Annotated in this window: 15 protein-coding genes and 1 tRNA gene; 4 read left to right on the top strand and 12 right to left on the bottom strand. The window is 39.7% G+C overall.

Features of this window, described 5'->3' with window-relative positions:
• Positions 1 to 5: 5 nt before the first annotated feature.
• Positions 6 to 494, bottom strand: a complete 489-nt coding sequence (locus A3775_RS19965) for a hypothetical protein (RefSeq protein WP_066426444.1) — start codon at positions 492 to 494, stop codon at positions 6 to 8.
• A 143-nt stretch (positions 495 to 637) separates the two neighbouring features.
• Positions 638 to 1,843, bottom strand: a complete 1,206-nt coding sequence (locus tag A3775_RS19960) for a VCBS repeat-containing protein (RefSeq protein WP_066426443.1) — start codon at positions 1,841 to 1,843, stop codon at positions 638 to 640.
• A gap of 667 nt (positions 1,844 to 2,510) precedes the next feature.
• Between A3775_RS19960 and A3775_RS19955 the strand changes: the two genes are divergently transcribed.
• Positions 2,511 to 3,827, top strand: coding sequence for an aminopeptidase P N-terminal domain-containing protein (locus A3775_RS19955; protein WP_066426442.1), 1,317 nt, complete (start codon positions 2,511 to 2,513; stop codon positions 3,825 to 3,827).
• Positions 3,828 to 4,036: 209 nt separating this feature from the next.
• On the top strand, positions 4,037 to 4,837 hold the full coding sequence (locus tag A3775_RS19950) for a hypothetical protein (protein WP_066426441.1): 801 nt from the start codon (positions 4,037 to 4,039) through the stop codon (positions 4,835 to 4,837).
• 72 nt (positions 4,838 to 4,909) lie between these two features.
• On the opposite strand, the gene hcp is transcribed toward A3775_RS19950, so the two are convergent.
• Complete coding sequence (hcp, locus tag A3775_RS19945) at positions 4,910 to 6,547, bottom strand: hydroxylamine reductase (protein ID WP_066426440.1); 1,638 nt, start codon at positions 6,545 to 6,547, stop codon at positions 4,910 to 4,912.
• A 256-nt stretch (positions 6,548 to 6,803) separates the two neighbouring features.
• On the opposite strand from hcp, the gene A3775_RS19940 reads away from it, so the two are divergent.
• On the top strand, positions 6,804 to 7,499 hold the full coding sequence (locus tag A3775_RS19940; protein WP_066426436.1) for a Crp/Fnr family transcriptional regulator: 696 nt from the start codon (positions 6,804 to 6,806) through the stop codon (positions 7,497 to 7,499).
• 1,067 nt (positions 7,500 to 8,566) lie between these two features.
• On the opposite strand, the gene A3775_RS19935 is transcribed toward A3775_RS19940, so the two are convergent.
• On the bottom strand, positions 8,567 to 9,259 hold the full coding sequence (locus A3775_RS19935; protein ID WP_066378404.1) for a response regulator transcription factor: 693 nt from the start codon (positions 9,257 to 9,259) through the stop codon (positions 8,567 to 8,569).
• A 277-nt stretch (positions 9,260 to 9,536) separates the two neighbouring features.
• Between A3775_RS19935 and A3775_RS19930 the strand changes: the two genes are divergently transcribed.
• Complete coding sequence (locus A3775_RS19930; protein WP_231867038.1) at positions 9,537 to 10,916, top strand: ATP-binding protein; 1,380 nt, start codon at positions 9,537 to 9,539, stop codon at positions 10,914 to 10,916.
• A gap of 157 nt (positions 10,917 to 11,073) precedes the next feature.
• On the opposite strand, the gene ftsH2 is transcribed toward A3775_RS19930, so the two are convergent.
• The 8 genes from ftsH2 to A3775_RS19890 form a co-directional block, all read right to left on the bottom strand.
• Complete coding sequence (ftsH2, locus tag A3775_RS19925; RefSeq protein WP_066378410.1) at positions 11,074 to 12,960, bottom strand: ATP-dependent zinc metalloprotease FtsH2; 1,887 nt, start codon at positions 12,958 to 12,960, stop codon at positions 11,074 to 11,076.
• 358 nt (positions 12,961 to 13,318) lie between these two features.
• Complete coding sequence (locus tag A3775_RS19920) at positions 13,319 to 13,813, bottom strand: hypothetical protein (RefSeq protein WP_197480199.1); 495 nt, start codon at positions 13,811 to 13,813, stop codon at positions 13,319 to 13,321.
• A gap of 235 nt (positions 13,814 to 14,048) precedes the next feature.
• Positions 14,049 to 15,488, bottom strand: coding sequence for a glutamate--tRNA ligase (gene gltX, locus A3775_RS19915; RefSeq protein ID WP_066426433.1), 1,440 nt, complete (start codon positions 15,486 to 15,488; stop codon positions 14,049 to 14,051).
• A gap of 168 nt (positions 15,489 to 15,656) precedes the next feature.
• Positions 15,657 to 15,730 (bottom strand) — tRNA-Asp (locus A3775_RS19910).
• 105 nt (positions 15,731 to 15,835) lie between these two features.
• Positions 15,836 to 17,359 (bottom strand): serine/threonine-protein kinase, encoded by a 1,524-nt coding sequence (locus A3775_RS19905; RefSeq protein WP_066378659.1) that lies wholly within the window; start codon positions 17,357 to 17,359, stop codon positions 15,836 to 15,838.
• A gap of 56 nt (positions 17,360 to 17,415) precedes the next feature.
• Positions 17,416 to 19,017 (bottom strand): serine/threonine-protein kinase, encoded by a 1,602-nt coding sequence (locus A3775_RS19900; protein ID WP_066378417.1) that lies wholly within the window; start codon positions 19,015 to 19,017, stop codon positions 17,416 to 17,418.
• A gap of 394 nt (positions 19,018 to 19,411) precedes the next feature.
• Positions 19,412 to 20,584 (bottom strand): esterase-like activity of phytase family protein, encoded by a 1,173-nt coding sequence (locus A3775_RS19895; RefSeq protein ID WP_066378421.1) that lies wholly within the window; start codon positions 20,582 to 20,584, stop codon positions 19,412 to 19,414.
• Between the two features lie 34 nt (positions 20,585 to 20,618).
• Positions 20,619 to 22,124 carry a TM0106 family RecB-like putative nuclease gene (locus A3775_RS19890; RefSeq protein WP_066426428.1) on the bottom strand — a complete coding sequence of 502 codons (1,506 nt, stop codon included), beginning with the start codon at positions 22,122 to 22,124 and terminating at the stop codon, positions 20,619 to 20,621.
• Between the last annotated feature and the right edge of the window lie 133 nt (positions 22,125 to 22,257).

The raw sequence follows: 22,257 nt of genomic DNA, 5'->3' as shown, positions 1-22,257 counted from the left end.
AGCTATTAGACATCAAAATGATATGATACAGACCCTTGCTCATTGACTTGAAAATTAGCATTAAATTCTTTAGCTTTTTCATCTAAATATTGTCTGGCAACGGTTGCAGGTAGTTGTGATTGCATCGCAAAGCCTAAAACCGTAACCCTACCTTGATTTTCTGTAATCATCTGATAAAAAGTAGATTGTAGGCGATCGCTGAGTTGCTGCTGAAGGGCTTTTTTCTGATTTTTGCTCTGCGCGTACAATCCCCAACCCAGCCATGAACCTAAAATCATGGTAGGCAAGCCAAAAATTACACCTTGTGTAGCAGTAGCATTTAATAGAGTTAAAGCATTCCGATTAACATACTCTTTCACCAACTCCTCATTTTCACCTGTGGAGATTGGTTTAAGCATAGTATTTCTTTCCACCACCGCAGAGACAGAAGCAGTCAAAAACGTGAATCCGAGTGCTAATAACCACCCAGCAGCCAGCTTTTCAGCAGTCTTCATAATTTCACTTCTTGAAACTTTGTCTGTGATTGTAACCTCACTATGGTGAAAAAGGGAGTGGGTAGGAAAAGGGAAGGTAGACAAGGTAGCAATTCCCCCTCATCTTCCTCATCTCCCTCATCTCCCTTACTCCCGTCTCAATATCAGCCTGTGTACCATTCTGGAGTCAAAGGATTGGTAACTGGTGTTTCGGTGGCTTTAGTACCATCCATGATCCAAATTGTATCTGTACCTGTGGTTTGATCACGCCAGTAGAGGTCTGTCTTACCATCACCGTTGTAATCACCGAGGTATGGTGACTGAGACGCACCATTACTGGGTAGGAAGGCTTCGCTGCTAACGGTAGTACCATCCATTAACCAAGCGGTGTTTTCTCCGGTGGTTTGATTGTGCCAGAAGATGTCTGTCTTACCATCACCGTTGAAGTCACCAATTTTAGCTGTCCAGTTAGCGTCTAGTGTATTGAGAGTACCTTCGGTGACGAAGATACCATTCATTGTCCAAATCTTGTTCTCACCGGTGCTGGTGTTGCGCCAGAGGATATCTGTTCTGAAGTCACCGTTGAAATCACCAAGGACATAAGTCCAAGATGGGTCTTGTGATTGTAGATCGTATTTGGTGGCTTGAGTACCATCCATAAACCAGACGCTATTTTCGCCGGTGGTAGCATTGCGCCAGAAGATATCACTCTTACCGTTACCGTCGAAATCAACAATTGTAGGTGTTAAACCTACAGCTGTGGTGTCTAGGACGTTGGCACTGACAACTGTTGTACCGTCCATCGTCCAAACAGCGTTTTGGCCAGTGGTGGCATCATGCCAGTAAATATCAGTCTTGCGATCGCCGTTAAAATCACCAATGCTAGCTTCCCAACCAGGATCAACTTTATCTAAATAAACAAAGTTAGCTACTCTTGTGCCATCCATCAATGCAATAGCATTTTCACCTGTGGCATTATTACGCAACAAGAAGTCAGTTTTACCATCACTGTTGAAATCAGCAATTTTATAACTCCAGGTAGATAGGTCATATTGACCTAGAGAAGCTTCTTGTATAGTTGCTGCACCATCCATCAGGCGGACTAAAATCTCACCTGTTTGCACATTAATCCAAACTCTATCAGCTTTACCATCACCGTTGAAGTCTGGGGTGATGGCTGCGCTAGTTAGATAAGGATTGGGATTGGGGTTGGCACTAACAAAGGGAGATTGAAGAGGTAAATCTACTGTTGGGGAAAAAGAACTATTACTGTTGGGCAAGCTGATATTTAAAGCTTGCTTATCTTGAGAATTATCTAGCAAACTAGCAGTTTTTTTCAAAGATATGTCAAACGCATCTTCTTTAGGCATACTGGGTTTTTATTACTGGTTTCTCTCCCCTATTTAACTGTTGTGTCTGAGATAATTCTGTTTCTAAATAACATTTTTAAAATTTAATTTATTTTGTCAGCAAACATTCAATTGTTTCTAAAATCATTATTTCTATATATTTTTATTGTTTAATGATTTTTCTGGTTTTTAATTTTGCCAATTTTGAGGAAATCATCATTTAATGTTATGGTTTACGAATAAAAGCTAATTATGTATATTGTATTTACAGAATTTTTCTCAAAAAATCATTGAGGTGATAGTTGTCAAATTATCCTGATAATAATGTTTGAGAAAATCAACACAACATTTACATTGGTTGTTGCCATACTTTTTTAATCAAATTAAATGTTTAATATAAACAGACAAGCATGATTTAATAAATTACTGGAAAATTAATTGATTTGGTATAAACTGAATACAGGAAAAAAATAAACAGCAGAAATCATTCTGATTTGATCATGCAGAGTGTAGATTGCTGAGTGAGGAGAAGATTAAAAATTATTTTTTCCAGTCTCCAATCTCTTGTGTTTCTCCAAAGATGCTGAAGGAGAAATCAAGATTGGCTAGAATAACTTAAACTAGCAACTATCAATTTTTAGTGGCTAGCTGTGTAAAATAATACTATAAATTCACAAATAGATTAGCTATGCAATTAGAACATCGGCAGCGTCGTGAGCAGTTAATGGCAAAAATTGGGAATGGTACGGCGATTTTTCGCAGTGCGCCAATGGCGGTAATGCACAACGATGTCGAGTATAATTATCGTCAAGATAGTGATTTTTTTTACTTGACTGGTTTTAACGAACCGGAAGCTGTAGCTGTGTTAGCACCACATCATCCAGAACATCGTTTTGTATTGTTTGTCCAACCCAAGGAGAGAGAAAAGGAAGTTTGGACTGGTTATCGCTGTGGGGTAGATGCAGCGAAAGAATTGTATGGTGCAGATGAAGCTTACCCCATCAGCGAACTTGATGAGAAATTACCCCAGTATTTAGAAAAAGCTGATCGTATTTATTATCATTTGGGACGCGATCGCCATTTTAATGAAACAGTTCTCACGCATTACCAACGTTTACTGCGGACTTATCCCAAGCGGGGTACAGGGCCAGTTGCTATTGAGGATACTAGCACAGTCCTGCACAGCATGAGGCTAATTAAAAGCGAAGCAGAATTAGAGATGATGCGCCAAGCGGCGGCAATTGCTATTGAAGCACATAATCAAGCGATGGCGATCGCCAAACCCGGACGTTATGAGTACGAAATTCAAGCGGAGATGGAACGCATTTTCCGCTTACGGGGTGGGATGGGGCCAGCTTATCCTTCAATTGTCGCTTCTGGTGTAAACGCTTGCGTGCTGCACTACATTGAAAATTATCGCCAGATGCAAGCACAAGATTTGCTATTAATTGATGCTGGTTGTGCTTATGGTTATTACAATTCTGATATTACCAGAACATTTCCTGTAGGTGGGAAGTTTACAGCCGAGCAGAAGGCATTATATGAGATTGTATTAGAAGCACAGAAACAGGCGATCGCTCAAGTACAGCCAGGTAATACCTTTAACTCAGTTCATGATACCGCCGTGCGTGTTTTAACGGAAGGCTTAGTTGAACTGGGCATCCTCACCGGGGAAGTTGATAAACTGATTGAGGAAGAAAAATACAAACCATACTATATGCACCGCACTAGCCACTGGTTAGGTTTGGATGTGCATGATGTGGGTGTTTATCAACATGGTGAAGATAAACCCGTGATTTTGCAACCCGGTCAAGTGTTGACGGTAGAACCAGGAATTTATATTGTCCCAGATACGAAATTAGCAGAAGACCAACCAGAGACACATCCGCGATGGGTGGGTATTGGAATTCGCATTGAAGATGATGTGTTAGTCACTCCTACAGGACATGAAGTGTTAACGGCTGGTGTTCCTAAAGCCGTGGATGAAGTAGAGAGAGTTATTTAGTTAGGATTTACACTAAATATCTAAATGTAGAGTGCGTCAACCTGCATAAATCTTGCAAATAAACGAATTTTTGGCATTTGACGCACCCTACTGGGCTGACTAATGTGCCAGTTGCGTAAATCTTTTAAATTTCTGTGAGTGCATAAATCAGATTACTCATCCTTATTTAGTAAGTGAAGGTTTTAATTTCACACTAAAGAGGTAATCAAATGAAATTACAAAATATCGCCGCATCTGTAGCATTAGCAGTAACTTTACCAACCCTAAGTTTAGGAGGTTCTCACACAGCATTAGCAGCTACTCAACAAATTCCCACCGGTACAGTTGCCCAAATCTTAAATAAAGGGCTGTCAGTAAGTGGAATTTACTTGAATAGTTATGGTTCACAACAAGGTAATAGCTGGCATAAAGCTAATGATTCCTATGTGAATATTTATGGCTATACTCAAAAATTTAATATTCCTGAATTTAGTTATAAGGGTGCTGTTTTAAAACGACGACTTTACGTTTATAACGTTAAGAGTATTAAATCCCAAAAAATCACTATCGAACCTCAAAGTAATGCTTTTCAGTTAGACATTAAATTTGAAAATAAAGGTTCGGAAATCAAAGGAATGTGCCGCTATAAAAAAATAGGTGGTGGTTATAGAGACTGTATAAGGGAAGACGGAGCAGCCCCGGATATTAACTGGAAAAATCCCGGTATTAAAGTCAGATTAACACCACAAGCCCATAAAGGTGGGATTATTTTAAAACCTGTAAGTGTAGATGTACAGGGTGAATTTCAGATGAATGGTATCTGTAAAATAGGTAAAGATATTTGCGATCGCTTCACTGGCTATAAGAGTAAAATTAAAAATTCTGTTGCTAGTTCAGTGATGAACCAACTCAACAGTAACACTGTTAAAAATCAAATGGCAAATGTTAGCCGTCAAGGTTTATCACAGTTGAATATACCTCCCGTAAAATCAGTCACAATGTCAGGAGGTTACGTTAAGATTGAATTTTAGTTTTTTGAATTTTTCAGTTATTGAGAATGCAAACTTATGTGATAAAAACACAAGTTTGCATTTTTCTACTAATCAAGAAACTAGACAAGCTGCTAAATCTTGTTCTGCGGTGGTAATCAGTTTGAGATTGTAGGTTTCTGAGAGTAACTTGACAACATTAGGTGTGAGGAAAGCCGGAAGTGTGGGGCCAATACGGATATTTTGAATACCAAGGTGTAGCAGTGTCAGCAGAACTGCGATCGCTTTCTGTTCATACCAAGATAATACTAAAGATAGCGGCAATTGATTCACACCAACGCCAAAGGCATCTGCTAAAGCTACGGCAATCTTAATTGCAGAGTAAGCATCATTACATTGTCCCACATCCAGTAGCCGAGGAATACCGCCGATATTACCCAAATCTTTGTCAAAGAAGCGGAACTTGCCACAGCCTAAAGTTAAGACTATACAATCATCCGGCATCTTCTCCACTAACTCGGTGTAGTAATTGCGTCCCGGTTTCGCACCATCACAACCACCAATTAAGAAGAAGTGGCGAATTTGACCTTGTTTTACACCCTCAATTACAGTATCAGCGACACTCAACACCGCATTTCTCGCAAAACCTGTAGTCACCGTACCGCCATCTTTTGCTTCTGCAAATCCTGGTAGTTCTAAAGCTTTCTGAATTAATAGTGATACATCACCAATACTGATATGTTGTAACCCAGGATAACCAACAGGCCCTAATGTAAACACCTTGTTTTTATAAGATTCGTGGGGTGGCATCAGGCAGTTTGTAGTCATAGCGATCGCACCGGGAAAATGTGCAAATTCATGTGTCTGATTTTGCCATGCTGTGCCGTAGTGTCCGTAAAGATGTGGATAAGTTTGTTTTAATTTAGGATAACCATGTGCGGGCAGTAGTTCACCGTGAGTATAAACTTTAATATCAGTTCCGGCTGTTTGCTCTAGAATCGCTTTCAAAGCTAGATAATCATGTCCTGATACTAGAATCGCCTTACCAATTGTATGTCCCAAGGGTACAACTGTCGGCGTGGGATGTCCAAAAGTGCCTGTATTCCCAGCATCGAGTAATTCCATTGCTTTCAGATTCATTTGCCCAACTTTCAGGGCTACATCTAACCAGTCTGGTAAACTTTTATCTTGGTCATCCAGATGCGCCAAAACTTCATGGCAAAATCTGTATAAGTCTTCATCATGTTGACCAAGTTCTAAAGCATGGAAAGCATAGGCAGCTACGCCCTTAAGTCCATATAATACTGTTAGCTTGAGGGAAAAAATATCTACATTTTTAGCCGACTGACTGATAAACTCAAATTCTAAGTCTTTTCCTTGCTGAATTTGTTGTTGAGGATTGCTAGCGGGTTGAAAATTTGCGATCGCCGACTCCACAACAGCGTTACCTGTAGCTTGAATTTGTAACTTGAGACTATCACGTAAAGCGATCGCCCGATTCACAAAAGCCACAAAATCATCCACCGTAAAATTCACGTTTGTTAGTGTAGAGAAAAGCATCTCACAGGTAAACTCATCAGCATCCCGGCTGGTAATTCCTAGAGACTTAGCTTGTAGCGCGACTTGCGATAGTCCCCGCAAACAATGCACCAACAAATCCTGTAAAGCATCAACTTCTGGACTTTTACCACACGCGCCCCACTGATGACAGACATCGCCACGGGTTGTTTGTTCACACTGGTTACAGAACATAATTCGTTACTCAAATCTTCATGCTTCCAGCGTATTGTTTACCCTTAAGTAAATCCTTGATCTAAGTCAAAAGCATTTGTATAGTTTTGTTGCTTATAGTTTGCCAAACATAGTAGGGTGCGTCAGTCAAACAAAACCTTGCAATACCAACAAATTCTTCTACTGACGCACCCTACACATAGCATTTTCTAGCCTATTATCTGCGTTTATCTGCGTCCATCTGCGTTCAATTTACAACTCCCTAACCTATAACCTCATGTCATTTACTGAACGTGTCTTAGAAATCAAACAATTTCTCCAAAAGACACCAATTTTTCAAGGTGTCTTAGATGAACAATTGCAAGCAGTAGCGAATATTGCTATCCCCCAAACCTATAAAAAAGGTGAAACCCTATTTTGGGAGGGAGATGAAGCAACAGGGTTTTTTATCGTCAAATCCGGTAGAATTAAAGTCTTTAAAGTTGCAAATGCAGGTAAAGAACAAATCCTACATATATTTGGCACAGAAGAACATTTTGCAGAAGTACCCGCCTTTGATGGCGGAAGTTTTCCAGCCTCAGCAGCAGCCATAGAAACATCCGAGGTGGTGTTTATTCCCAGGTCAGCATTTTTGATGGTGTTGCAACAACATCCTACACTAGCGATCGCCATGTTGGGAACTTACGCCCGACATTTGCGCCGATTAACATACTTAGTTGATACCCTGTCGTTTCAGGAAGTCCCGGAAAGGTTGACAAACTACTTATTAAAGTTGAGCGATCGCAATGGCAAGGCTGATATAGTTGAACTCGATTTACCAAAGGGACAACTAGCTGCACTCTTAGGCACAATTCCCGAAACACTCTCTCGCGCCTTTTATAAACTCTCTCAAGAAGGACTCATTGAGATGAACGGGACAAAAATTCGCTTGACTCATCAGTTACTTAAGAGACAAGATGGCAAAAATGATTAATCAATATTTCCCGCACTACCGAATGTATTTCTTGGGAAGTAATCGTTTTTTTGATGTAGCTGACGTGGCGTAGCCATAGATGCAATTTTTACGTAACTATAGAAATCAGAACTTACGCTAGTGGCATATTAGTAGGGTGCGTCAGATAGCAAAAATATATTTATTGACAGCATTTAATCAGTCTGACGCACCCTACAAGACATATTTCAAGTGACACCTGCGTAAGTTATAGAGACGTTACATATAACGTTTCTACAGGATATATTGGGCATAGCTTTACATCCCCGCCTACTCTGGCATGGATGAATAGACAGTAACAAATATGGGTCAGACTTTTGCATTAATTAAGTCTACAGATTGTACTATCTACCACTACCACGGTCATATTTTTTCTTATTCACAAAAAGCTTCAACTCCATCTAATTAATTCAAATAAATTTCCTGGCAGAGACCCTGTATAAATGCTTAAATAATAAATAATTTAATTTTTACTTAAATAGTTGTAACTAATCAGAAATAATAGTATTCTTCACCATTATTATTCTTATGATATCAAGCGTAATTTCTATTTGAGCATTGGTAACAGATTCAAATACAAATTGCTTTCCTATAAACACAATTTACTCAAAATATAAATCTTCAATCTTGGAGATGCGAGTGATATGCAGTTGGCTAGTTATATTTTTGTCGAAACAGAGAATTTGCTGACTCATATCCTTAATTGAAAAATCTTAAATTTTAGGGTGACTGGCTCAAGAATCGTAACTAGAAATTGAATTTAACAGTTGTCTTCTGAAATTCCAATATGAGAATATTACACAGATATGCAATGCTCGTGTAGAATCTGTGTAGAATTTGTGCAGATACAGCACTTTGCAAGTAAAAGAAGTACAAACTTAATATGACAAATCTTGTGGCGTTGGGCAGGAAAGCCCGTCCTTATGTACTTCACTAACATGAAATATGCTGTAAATATATTAATTAGTGCTGAGTCCAGAATAGTCATCTCCTGCCTTGTGCCTAACCTTTGATTAGCCGTCGGCTACTGTCTCCTGGCTTCTGAATAATTACTTCAATCGATACCCCAATCCATGAACAGTTTCAATAAAATTTTCCGGCGCACCTAATGCTTTGAGTTTTTGTCTAAGACACCTAATGTGGGATCTGACTGTTTCTTCTACCGGGGAGTCATCAACAGACCAAACTTGTTCAATAATGCTGGAACGGCTTAATACTCGTCTACCATGAGCCACCAGTAATTCTAAAATTGCATATTCTTTTGGAGTTAATGATAAGGAGTAACCATCGTAAGTAGCTTCATAGGTACTAGGATTTAGCTGTAATTTACCCCATAACAGACTAATTGTGCTATTAGAACTACCTCGTCTGAGTAAAGCACGAATTCGAGCCATTAACTCTTCTAAATCAAATGGCTTGGCTACATAATCATCTGCACCTGCATCTAACCCAGCAATCTTGTCAGCTACTGTATCACGGGCTGTTAACATTAACACTGGTGTAGCGGAATTACGATATGCAGGATGATTTAGACCGATAGTACGTAACTGATGACAAAATCTAATTCCATCTAGCTTTGGCAAGGTTACATCCAGCACTACCAAATCATACTTCATTAACTCTGTGCAGTTCCAAGCTGCTTCTCCATCTTGGGCAATATCTACCACATATTGCCGTCTGTTGAGTGCCTCCGCTAGTACCTCTCCTAGTTGAGTATCATCTTCAACTACTAAAATTCGCATATTCTATCCTTTATTCAGCACCAGGCAAGCATACAGGCAAGACCTTCAATTTATCATGTATGCTTAATTTCTTAGAGATTATTTGTAAAGTAAACCTTAAATTGTAGGGTGCGTTAGCTGAGAGTACGGCACCGTATTTATTGGTGCGTTACGGCTAATTCCTACTCTCTCAAACGCGAAAATCCTTTCATAGCCGTAACACACCCTACTTAATATTTACTTTATAAATAGCCTCTTACTTATATAATCAGCAAGCAACTATTGTTCAACTCAATTTATGACTCAGCAATTGATGAAATGGCCTTTTCAAAGAAAAGGGATTGTGGGAGGATTCGGTTTAACTATGTTGTTGATGGCACTTATCTGTTTCGCTTCATTAAAGAACACAGATGAAATTAAACAGGGAGCTAACAGGGTGCAGCAGACATATCAAACTCTTAATACTTTGACAAATTTTTATGGCGCAATGACTGCCGCAGAATCAGCTAGAAGAGGATATATTTTTTTAGGCAGTAATCAAGATTTACAGCGTTATAAAATTGCTATATCCAATATGGAGGACGAACTAAAACTATTACAACAGCAAATACATTCTAATTTTATTCAAGAACAGCGATTACTACGTTTGAATTTATTAGTCAATCAAAGACTATCTCTTTTGGAACAATCTATAGAACTTTATCAAAGAAATAAAACAGCAGTATCAATACAAAATAATATTACTGATCGCAGCGTTCAAATTAGAGAAAAACTCTTAGTTCTAATTGCAGAAATTAAAGCGGAAGAACAAAACTATTTGCAAAGCTCACTAGAGCAATCAAAACAAAGTATTCAGTTGAGAATTTTCCTAGAAGTTTTAGGAATATTATTAATTATTATAGTAATACTAGGATTATTTATACTCCTTGAACAACAATCTAAAAAACGTGAAAAAATCAGATACTTAGAAAGCTCTTTAGCTCAAGAAAAAAAAATAGGCGACTTGAAGATACAATTATTCTCCATGATTTCCCATGAATTTCGTACTCCTTTGACAGTGATTTTACTGTCATCTCAATTATTAATAGAAACTCTTGAAGATTTGATAGAGGAAAATCAGTTAAAACACCTTTTACGTATTCAATCTTCAGCAAAAATAATGAATCATATATTAACAGATATATTAACTTTAACCAGAGCCGAAGCAGGAAAACTCGATTTTAACCCTCAAGTCATCAATGTAGAAAACTTCTGTTTAAATTTAGTTGAAGATTTGCAGCTTTTTGGAACAAAAATACAGATGATAGAGTTTCTTAAAGAAGGTTCACACTTTCGCGCAAATCTCGATGAAAAATTACTATATTCTATTCTCAGTAATCTGCTTTTAAATGCCATAAAATATTCAGACAACCAAGAAAAGATTTACTTGATATTAAAGTGTGCGGCAACCTCTACAGTTTTTCAAGTTATTGATAAAGGTATTGGTATTCCACCAGCAGAACAACAAAAAATTTATGAGCCTTTTTATCGATGTCAAAATGTGGAAAATATTGCTGGCACTGGTTTAGGGTTAGCAGTTGTAAAGAAATGTGTAGAGCTACACAAAGGAGAAATTTCTGTAGACAGCAAACTTGATGTAGGGACAACATTTACTGTCAGGCTTCCTCATACCCATTAAAAAAGACAGGAAACCTTAAGCCTCCTGCCTTCTTAATTTTTCAGCTAATTACAGTCTTTTGTCGGGTGCGTCAGAAGGGATAATTTGGTCAAGATGAACAAATTTTCAATATCTGACGCACCCGACTAATGTGCCAGTTGCGTAAGTCCTGAGCTAATTACAACTGTGGTACATACTGAACTTTTTCAGGTACGTCAGTGTACTCAGCTACAATTTGCCGGAATTCATCACCGTCAATGGTTTCTTTCTCAATCAACAAATCAACTAGGCGGTCTGTAACAGCGCGATGTTCCCGCATAATCTTTTTAGCGGTTTCATAGCAATCTTCTACAATTGTCCGCACTTGAGCATCAATCCTAGCCGCAATTGATTCAGAATAATCTGATCTGCTCATCCAGTCACGACCAAGGAAGACTTCCCCTTGTTGGCTTTCTAAGGATAGAGGGCCTAAATCAGACATCCCGAAGCGTGTTACCATTTGACGAGCCATGCCGGTTACTTGTTGTAAGTCACCACCTGCACCTGTGGTCACTTCAGCAGCACCGAAAATGATATCTTCGGCGGCGCGTCCACCCAAAGCACCAGTAATTCTGGCTTTGAGTTGGGAACGAGAAATTAAGCCTTGTTCTTCGTTGGGGGTAAACCAAGTTAAACCTTGTGCTTGTCCCCGTGGGATGAGGGTGACTTTCTGCACTGGGTCATGGTCTTTTAATAAAGTCCCTACCAAAGCGTGACCAACTTCATGGTAAGCAATTAAGCGTTTGCTCTTGCTGTCTACTAATGGTGTTCCTTCCATCCCAGCCACAACCCGGTCTACTGCGTCGTCAATTTCGCCGAGGGTGATGGCTTCTTTGCGTCTTCTGGCTGTGAGGATAGCGGCTTCATTAAGTAGGTTAGCTAAGTCCGCACCTGTGAATCCTGGTGTGCGACGGGCGATCGCTTCCAAAGATACACTAGGATCAAGTTTCTTATTGCGTGCATGGACTTGCAGAATTTCCAAGCGTCCTTTAATGTCTGGTGCATCAACAATTACCTGTCTGTCGAAGCGACCGGGACGTAATAACGCCGCATCTAGTACGTCAGGACGGTTGGTAGCAGCAATAATAATGATGCCTGTGTTACCTTCAAAACCATCCATTTCGGTGAGTAACTGGTTGAGGGTTTGTTCTCTTTCGTCGTTACCGCCACCGATACCAGCACCCCGTTGTCTACCTACTGCGTCGATTTCATCGATGAAGATAATACAGGGGGCGTTGTCTTTAGCTTTTTTGAACAAGTCGCGGACACGGGAAGCACCCACACCGACGAACATTTCCACAAACTCAGAACCAGAGATACTAAAGAATGGTACACCAGCTTCGCCAGCGATCGCTTTTGCTAAGAGTGTTTTACCTGTTCCGGGAGGCCCTACCAACAACACACCTTTAGGAATACGTGCGCCAACAGCTGTAAATCTTTCTGGCTGTTTTAAGAAGGTAACGACTTCTTGTAATTCTTCTTTCGCTTCTTCAATACCAGCTACATCGTCAAACTTCACCCCAGTTTTAGCTTCCATTTGGAAACGCGCTCTGGATTTACCAAAATTCATGGCTTGACCAGGGCCGCCAGGGATGTTATTGGAACGACGGAACAAAAAGAACAATCCGGTAATCAATAGAATGGGGAAAATCAAATTACCTAGAAGTCCCCAGATAGCTCCATCATTCCGCACTGGGTGAGCATCAAAACTTACATGTTGTTCTTTGAGCTTGCTAATTAACTCTGGAGCGTTAACCGGTAAATCTACCCGCCAACGTTGAACGCGATTTTCAATATCTTGGTCAAGGGCTTCGATAATCGCAGTTCTGCCACCTTCATACAGATCCACATTGGTCACGCGACCCGCATCTAAGTATTCCAGAAAGCGACCATAGGTCATGCGCGTGTTAGCTGCATTTCGGGTCATATCAGCAGGATTTCCTGCAAATGTTCCTTGCCAGAAGAAAAAGCCAATTACCAAAGCTGGCAATGTCCAGAGTAGGAGGACTCTCCAAGATAATTTCATTTTAATTTGCCTCTAGATGCCAATTTACATTTAGTTATTTCTAGCAACTCCAGTCACTAGATAGCTGTAAAACGGACGTTTATAACTCCATTTTGTTTAATTTGATTGCTGTTCAGGCATCACCATCAAGCTATAAGTGCCTATGTTAAATCTAAGATGCTGACAAGAATCTTAATTAAATTTAACTTAATTCTAATACAACATGGCAATTATGAGAGCAGGGGAGCTGAGGAAGCAGGGGAAGCAGGGGAGCGGAGGAGCAGGGGGAGCAGGGGAGCAGGGGAGCAGGAGAGGCAGGGGGAGAAAAATCAAATCCCCAATGACCAATGACTAATGACCAATGACCAATGACTAATAACTACTTGACTTCTGTCACTTGTAACGTATAAGGAAAATATTTACCTTTTTTGTAAGAACCGATCCAAACTTGGTATTCTCCTGGTAGCCATTCGCCAACTATGCCGGGATTTTTGCTATCTAAGTCGTCGTTACACCAAGTACCACCAGGGCCTTTGACTATGATGGTGGTGTCTTGTGGAGATTGCACTTGTAGTTTTAGGTAGTCAAATTTACTGGTGAGTTTGAGGGTATGGTCTGGTGTTTCATCCACAAACCCGGTACAGGGGCCAGTGGGTGTTTCTATTCTGCCTGCAACTTGCTTTCCTGCTACTGAGCCGCCACTCATACCCCTGACTACCAGGGGGTCTGGAGAAAATTTAGAACTGATGGTAATATCTCCAAATATCGGTGGCGTTTCTTGAGCGTTACTTCTAGTAGGAAGTGCCGATATAATGCCAAGGGTAACTATGATTAAAGATAATCTAATGCCTTTATTTAGCGTTGTTTTCAACATTGTGTTTATATCATCTTCTCAGTATTTGAGAAGACATTAATTTTACAGATGAAGTTCCAAAAATGAGAGAATTTGACTATAAATTTTAGATTGTTGCTCAGGAAATATCCATGAGTAGATGAGCAGTGCTGGGCTGTAACTTTGACTGATTTTCCTTATGCAGAGAGACACACATCTGTGTGTCCCCCAATCTAAAAATTTGCTAAAAATTGAATGGGTAGCGATCGCCCTAGGCTTAAGCTTTACTTATCGCCTGATTTAAACGGGTTTTGTCTAAACCAACTTGATTTAACAGCAACCAAGATTGGATCAAGTCAGGGCCATGTACGTCTCCAGTCAGTGCGGCTCTAAGCGATCGCATGACTAAACCTTTCTTGACGTTTTGGGCTTTTACTACTTGTTTTATAATGTCTTGTGCCGTAGTCTCTGTCAGTTGGGGTTGATTTTCTAAGGCGGTGATAATTCCCTGGAGAACAGCACCAGAACCTTCTTGTTGTAATTGTTGGCTACCCTCTGCACTCAGTTCGACTGTATCGGTGAAAAACATTTGACTCATCGCCACCGCATCTGTTAACCGAGTCATACTAGGAGCGATTAAACTGACTAACTGCTCTAACCAAGCACGTTCTCTACCATCAATTTTATATCCCGCTTCTTGCCAATAAGGAAGAATTAAATCAGTTAGCTGATCTACGGGCTGATGATGGATATACTGACTGTTTAACCAATCGAGTTTCGCCCAGTCAAATTTTGCCCCGGCTTTGTTGACACGCTCAAAACTAAAGTCTTTGGCGGCAGCTTCTAAAGTAAAGATTTCTTGTGTAGAATCTAGTGGCGACCAACCAAGTAAGGTCATGTAGTTATCTAAAGCTTCCGCCGTAAAGCCCATTTGCTTAAAGTCTGAGATGGATGTCACCCCATCCCGTTTGGAGAGCTTGCGCCCATCCATATTTAAAATTAAGGGTGTGTGAGCAAATTCTGGGATTTTTGCACCAAAAGCTTCATATAGTAGAATCTGCTTGGCTGTGTTGGCAATGTGGTCTTCTCCTCTGATGACATGACTAATTTGCATATCTATGTCATCAATCACCACGACAAAGTTATATAGTGGTTGACCAATTCCTGATTCTGAGGCGCGAGCGATGACCATATCACCACCCAAATCACTACCTCGCCAAACCATTTTACCCCGTACTAAGTCATTCCAGACGATTTCTCTGTCATCGTCGATTTTAAAGCGGATGACGAAACTACGCCCTTGAGCTTGAAATTCCGCTTCTTGTTCTGGGGTGAGGTGGCGGTGACGGTTGTCGTAACGGGGTGCTTCGCCTTTGGCTTTTTGGGTTTCGCGCAACGCTTCTAATTCTTCGGGGGTGGTGTAGCAGCGATAGGCTAAACCTTGCGCTAAAAGTTTTTGTACGGCTGTTTGGTACAAATCTAAGCGTTGGGATTGGAAAAATGGCCCTTCATCCCAGTTGAGTCCTAGCCAACGCAACCCGGTCATGATATTTTCTGTATATTCGGGGCGCGATCGCTCTAGGTCTGTGTCTTCAATTCGCAAAATAAATTGTCCGCCGTGGTGGCGAGCAAATAACCAGTTAAAAACAGCCGTCCTGGCTGTGCCAATATGTAAATTTCCCGTTGGGCTGGGTGCTATTCTGACTCTAACAGTCACAGTAGTTCTCTCTTTCGCAAAGCATGAATAAATTTAGCTTAATATTTAAGCTCTCAGTCCTGAATCCTGATAGAATTCTAGGTAAACAGACTGTACAGCATTAATCAACTGCCTATGTCCTATCCGTATCTTACTCAGGACTCAGCACTTGTTACTCATTTCTTTGAACGGGACTGACGGGGCTCGAACCCGCAACTTCCGCCGTGACAGGGCGGTGCTCTAACCAATTGAACTACAGTCCCTTGATTTCCAACCACTCTATTATGACGCGCCCTACAGGAGTTGTCAACCTCTGTGGGAAAATTTTTTCTAAAATTTTTTTCACCGAGCTGCGGTTAATTTCCTGCTCATTTGGCTAATTGTTCCATTTGACGCTGAGATGACAAATGCTGAAGCATCTGGGATTGCATTTGCTTGTACTGCTGCTTGAGCAGATTTTTACTCAACTGGGGTTGATTGACTGATGGTAGTGTCTGGCTTTGTTCTACCCAAATTTTTAGCTTTTGGCGTTGGCTAGGATCAATGTTGCTGCTGAGAACTTGAATACAGGAATGGGGTGGTTCTAGGGTAAAGCAAATAAGCGGATAGCTGGGATTGTTAGTTAGGGATGTCACCAACCGACGATTTTGGGGATGTTGCATATCTAGGTAACATGGTAGCCACTTAGGTTCTAGTTCTGGTTTGTAGAGTAGTGTTACCCATAAAAGCATGGGATGGGGCGATGTGACAAAAATAAATCGGTTGTGTATTTGGGAATTTAAACGCTTATGTATTTCTGTGGCTGGTAGCATCAGCCAGATTGTAGCTGCACTTCCTTGGGGGGTATTGATTAAATAAGGGAAGACTATTTCTTGTTTGGGTTTGTCTTCAGGCCAGGTAAGTTTTCGATAATTTTTTGCTAATGCTAGGAGTAGCTGAGAAGCTACGGTAATTTTTGGGGCAGTTTTAGCGGTGAAAGTTGAGGGTAAATTGGCGCACCGGGACTGTTCTAGACTGTCTAAAACTTGAAGAATTTCTGTCACGCTTTGGGGGCGATCGCTAGCTTTTTTCTCCAGACAAGCCATAATTAAATCGTTGAGTTTTGGCGGCGTTTTTAGTCGGGGATTGACATCTGTAATTTTTCTGGGTGGTTCAAAGTGATGTGCTTTATACCACGCGCCAAATAAATCGGTTTCTGGTTGCCAAGGTTTAGCTTTAGTGAGCATTTCAAACATCATCACACCCAAGCTATAAATATCTGAGCGACTATCTAATTTTTCTCCTTCTAGTTGCTCTGGTGAACAGTAGGGTAAAGTCCCGTGAAATCCTTTGTTGGTACTAACTGTAACTGCATAATTGACAAATTTAGCAATACCAAAATCGAGAATTTTGACTAACTGCCCTAATATGGGATCGGGAACAACTAATATATTGGCTGGTTTAATATCTCGATGTACTAAAGGGTAAACCTTCCCATCAATTTGAATCCCCTCGTGAGCGCACTGTAAACCTAAACATATCTGGCGTGTCAAATTTAAAAACTGGGGCAATGATAGGGGAATTAATTCTTTTAAACTTTTACCGTTGAGATATTCCATCACATAAAACGGTTTACCTGTTTCACTCACACCATAATCGTAGGCTCTGACGATATGTAAACTCTTTTGACTTAAGGCTGCACTCATGAGTGCTTCCCGCGCAAAATCTTTGCGGATTTTGGCATCAGATACAGTTTGGGTGAGAAATTTGATAGCAACTGGTGTTCCTCCCAGCACAATATCAGTTGCTAAAAAAACTTCACCCATACCACCGCTACCAATTAATCGTTGCAGTTGATAACGATTGGCGATTAACCCGGTACTTTGTGGAGATGCAAATGCACTTTGGTTCACTTTGATGACCTCTAATATCGCCACATTTTAATTTTGGCAATCAAAATAAAATATCGTTAGTTAGGTTGGAAAAATCGGCGAAAATTTTCAAAAAACTTAGATAAGCAATTTTTAAATTCTAGGGTTTCGATTTGATTGTTATTTGCTAATTTTTGCATAAGTTCTAGTTTCATTTTATCATATTCTTCTTTGAGAATTTTTTTAGCTTCCTGAGATGTAATTGCTGTCTTTGATTCCTCTGTATTTTTATTGATTTTTAACCAATCTATGAGTTGCTGTCGCTGTTTAGCTGTGAGTGTTAATGTGAGGACATGAGCGCAATTAGTAGGCTCTTCTAAGGTAAATAATAAAATGTGGTAATATCCTATATCTGCTAAAATTGTGGCTAGTTTTTGCCCTCTGTTTTCTGTTAAATTTATAAAGCAAGTGAGCCAACGAATTAGAGAAGATTTGGCATCGTATAGGACTGTCACCCACAAAATCATGGGGTAGACGGGTATTTTACTAATAAATTCTATAGTATGAGATTGATTTAAAAAATAAGCAATTTCTTGTTTGGGTAACATTGCCCAATAAGTGGGAACAACACCTTGGGTTGTATGTAGTAAATGTGGAAAGCCTATAGAACCTACTGGTTTATTTTTCGGCCAAGTTTTTTGTAAACATTCTTTTTCTGATATGGCGGTGACAGGGACTAACTGGACTGTTGTTTGAGTTTCCCAAATATCATGATAATTAGCATTATTTGCTATTTGGGTTTTAACTTGTGCTAAAACTTGTAATATTTGATGAACATTTTGCGGGCGATCGCCTACTTCTTTGGCTAAACAACTCATCACTAATTGTTGTAATTCTTGGGGAATTTTTAGTTGAGCATCGACTTCTGTAAACTTCGGTGGAGTTTGAAAGCGATGAGCTTGATACCAGCTACCAAAAGAGTTTGTTGGGGTTTGAAATGGATGTTTTGTAGTTAACATCTCAAACATTAAAACTCCCAAACTATAAATATCAGAACGGACATCCAGTAGTTTGCGTCCTTCCATGTGTTCTGGAGAACAGTAAGGTAAACTGCCAATAAAAGAATCTGTCAGTGTCATCCCACTGCGTTCTGTTAAAAATTTGGCAATCCCAAAGTCAAGAATTTTGACAATCTCATTTTGTTTGTCATCTTCGGTAATAAATATATTCTCTGGCTTGATATCTCTATGCACAATTGGATAAATCTCACCTTTGAGGCTAATACCTTGATGAGCGCATTCCAAACCTAAACAAATTTGATAACAAATATCGAGAAATTTTTCGGTTGTTAATGGTTTAACCTTAATAATCTGCTTTAAGTTCTTACCTTTCAGGTACTCCATCACATAAAACGGAGTTTTATCTTCTGTTAGTCCATAACTCAGCACTCGCACAATATTTTTACTTTTACGTCCTAATTGCGCACCAATAAAAATTTCTCTACCGAAGCGTTGAGATAAATGTTGATTTGCTAAACTTAGCATGAGAATTTTTAATGCAACTTTTCTCCTACCTTTAGCGGTATCTTCTGCTAAGTAAACTCGCCCCATGCCTCCTTTACCAATCAAATCTATGATTAAATAGCGATTGTTTAAAAATTTTCCAATATAAGTATCTGGTTCTGTTTTTGAATTGACCATATTTGGAAATTTGACGCTATCATATAATTTTAAAATCTGTTAAAATTAATTTTAACTCTCAGGTTTGAGAAATTGTGTAGAGTTAATTATGCAATATGAAACTTGCTGTAAAGCATTTTCAGCTTTTCATGAAAATTGCCTAAATACTATGTAACATATTGCTTAAGCAAAAGCTATGAGGAAATCCACGTAATCCCTAAATAGACAAAATTGCTGGGACAAAAAACCTCAGTATATTTACGGTAAAAGTACCAATAAATAGTGGCTCAGGACTGACTTTCACCAGCAACTGTGTTTTTCTTTGCTGGTGTCGGTGGTAAAAAAATCTTCAACTACCAACACCAGAGTATTTTCCAGACAGGAAGTTTTGCGTTGAGAATGGGGATGAGAGATTTTAATCTAGTGGTAAGAAACGATTTACTAACCTAGTAATTGCTGACTTCGTTGTGACTTTAAACGCTAGAATCTGGTTGCGTTGTATAGCATTAAAATTATTATCACTAATCAGGATTAATGCACGTTTACCATCAGGTAGCCTTGCGCCGAAAGTTAGTCCTTCTATGTTGTCTAGTGGTGCATTTATAGTTCTTAAATCTAAGATAAGTTTTTTCTGAACTGGTTTGATTTTTTGGGTATCGACTGCTAATAAACTATTGATATTCTTAATATTGTCGGTTGCTTTTAAAGAAACCTGAAATAAGGATACAGCAAACCCTAAACCTGTAAAAGACCTTTCTATACTTAAGAAGTTACCTTGATTATCTAAAGCGAGTAAATCTGGTAATCCACTGGCAAATTTACCTGTAAGATTAAAATATGATGGTACTGGTTCGGTTGGGTAAAGAAACTCTTTTTCTGGTTGATTACTCACCAGATTATATTGTAAAATTCGGCAAGGACTACCAAGATTAGGTTTAGCTGCTGAACCATCTTGAATCAGAGCATTTTCTGTGGCGGTAAATAAATATTTATTATCAGGTGTAATTGTGAGACTTTCAAAAGCTAAATTATTACGGATACCTTGCTGACCATTTTTATTAGGTAAAAATTTGTTGGGGATGGGTAGTGTGCGATTGACTTTACCAGAAGCTAAGGCAAATTCTTTAATAAAAGGTGGATTTAATCGACCAACATCGCCTTCTGAAGAAATAAAGACTGTTCCGGCTTTAGTGACAGCAATACCTTCTGTGTCTGTTTCGCTAGGTGGGAAAGGTTGATTATTCTCATTTAATAGTGTGGTGACAGCAACTGGAATTACTCCGCCTTCTTGTAAGTTACCTTGACTCAAATCGATTTTGAGGCTGTAGAAACGGGGGGGAGCTTTTTGACCTCTATCATCGGAAATAGCGTAATAAAGGTCATTTTGGGCATCATAGGTAATACCAGATAACCCGCCAAGTTCTGTTTTCTGGAAGGATAATCCTTTGGGTAATGTGGCTTGTCCAATGAACTCTAGGTTACTAATTTCAACAGCACTATTATCTAAATTAACTACAAAGAAGCTGATAATTAATATTGCGATCGCTAGATAAATTATTCTGGGTTGTTTCCAGATTTTCTTTTTCATGAGTCAGGCAAAAAAATCAGATTATTTTCCCAATCTATAGCAAGATATCACGCCTAATTGCAGACAGGTCTAGGGGTGCTGAGGCTAAAAACTTCTCTAGCCAGTCTTTGACTTGACGGGTGGCGCGACAGTCGTCTTCATTGTAGCGGCTGATGATTTCTATTAAACTGCGATCGCCTGTTTCTAACCATTGTTCATACCAGTAAATACACTTGGCACCACTAGCTTCTTGATCACGCCACTCAAAACCTAACCACCTAGCAATAGCTTTGAGGGCGTAACTTTCAATCGGTAAAGCTACCGTTTGGGTTAAGTATTCATAAATATCAATAAACCGATTCAGTAGGGGTTGTACTAATGTGTGAGGAGTACGGTATAACTTGGCTAGACGTTTGACTGTATCTAGTTCGTAAACACAAAAATGATAAATTGGGGCTTCGGGATATTGCCAAACTAAATCTAAAAATTGTTGCCAAATTAATTCTTCTTCTTCTGGCTTCTCTGCTAAAAAAGAATAAAATTCTTCGGTATTGGTTTGCTTATTCACAACCAAAACCCCTAAAAGATAATCTAAATTTAAGTCTGGCTGCGCTTCAATATCAAAGTAGAGTTCTACAGGAGAGTTACTTGTAAGATTCCCATTGGGCGGTGGGAAAGGTAAAATTATCGGTGTTTTTGCTAAAACTGATTGTGCTTGTAGAACTAATTTAGCTGCGACTTGAGCATCAAAACCTGTGAGATTTTCTAAAATAGAGGAACTGGTATTAGCCAAAGATTCTAATGTAGTGATAGAAAGACTTTGTAGTTGGCTGTAACGAATGGGTGTCACTCCAGGTAACAGTGACAGATGTTGCTGAGATTGAGCGATCGCATAACATTGACTATACCAAAGACAAAGATTACACTTCTGACGGGAAATAAATATTTCTGGTACAGTCGTCACCTGTAAACTCTCGATGAACTCCTGCAAAATTGCTTGCATTTGTAAAGTCCACTTAGACAAATCTACTGCATAGTTGGGATTTTTACTACGCAGAATCAGCCAAGCGGTTTGCGGTGCAACACCCTGCACTGTGGTTAAAACTTGGGCGTGAAAAGCGGTGGCAACTTGGTATTCTTGTTTGGGACGCTTACCGAGTTCTATATTGACAGGTTGATATACCCAGTCACCAAAACAAGATTCTCCTGGCTGTTTAACCAGTAAATCGGGACAACTGAGGAGGGTATAGTTGACATCCGGTTCTGCATCTACTAACTGACTGTATTTAGCTAACAGCACTCCTTTATAGATATACTCAACTCCACGCTGCATCAATTCTACAGTAGCGGCTTGTCCTGCTTCCCAGTTGCCTTTGGGATAATTGGGTTGGTGATATGTGTACTGAGCCACAATACTTTGATGATAAGCGTTTTTGTCTTGTTGCAGTTTCAGCAACAATTCACTCGGCGCATCTCGCCGACTTTTGTCACCGTGAATATCTAAAACAGGGCGGCGTTTACAGCGTTGGTATTGCAGAAGGTGTTCAGCATTAATTAACATTCAATCTGGTTAATAGTCATTAGTTAATAGTCATTAGTCATTAGTCATTAGTTATTAGTCATTAGTCATTAGTTTCTCTCCTCCGCTTCCTGCTCCCTGCCTCCCCTGCCTCCCCTGCTGCTTCGGCTCCCTC

It is taken from the genome of Anabaena sp. 4-3 (assembly GCF_001597745.1).
Lineage (GTDB): Bacteria > Cyanobacteriota > Cyanobacteriia > Cyanobacteriales > Nostocaceae > Trichormus.
This window is presented reverse-complemented; position numbering and strand designations above follow the sequence as displayed.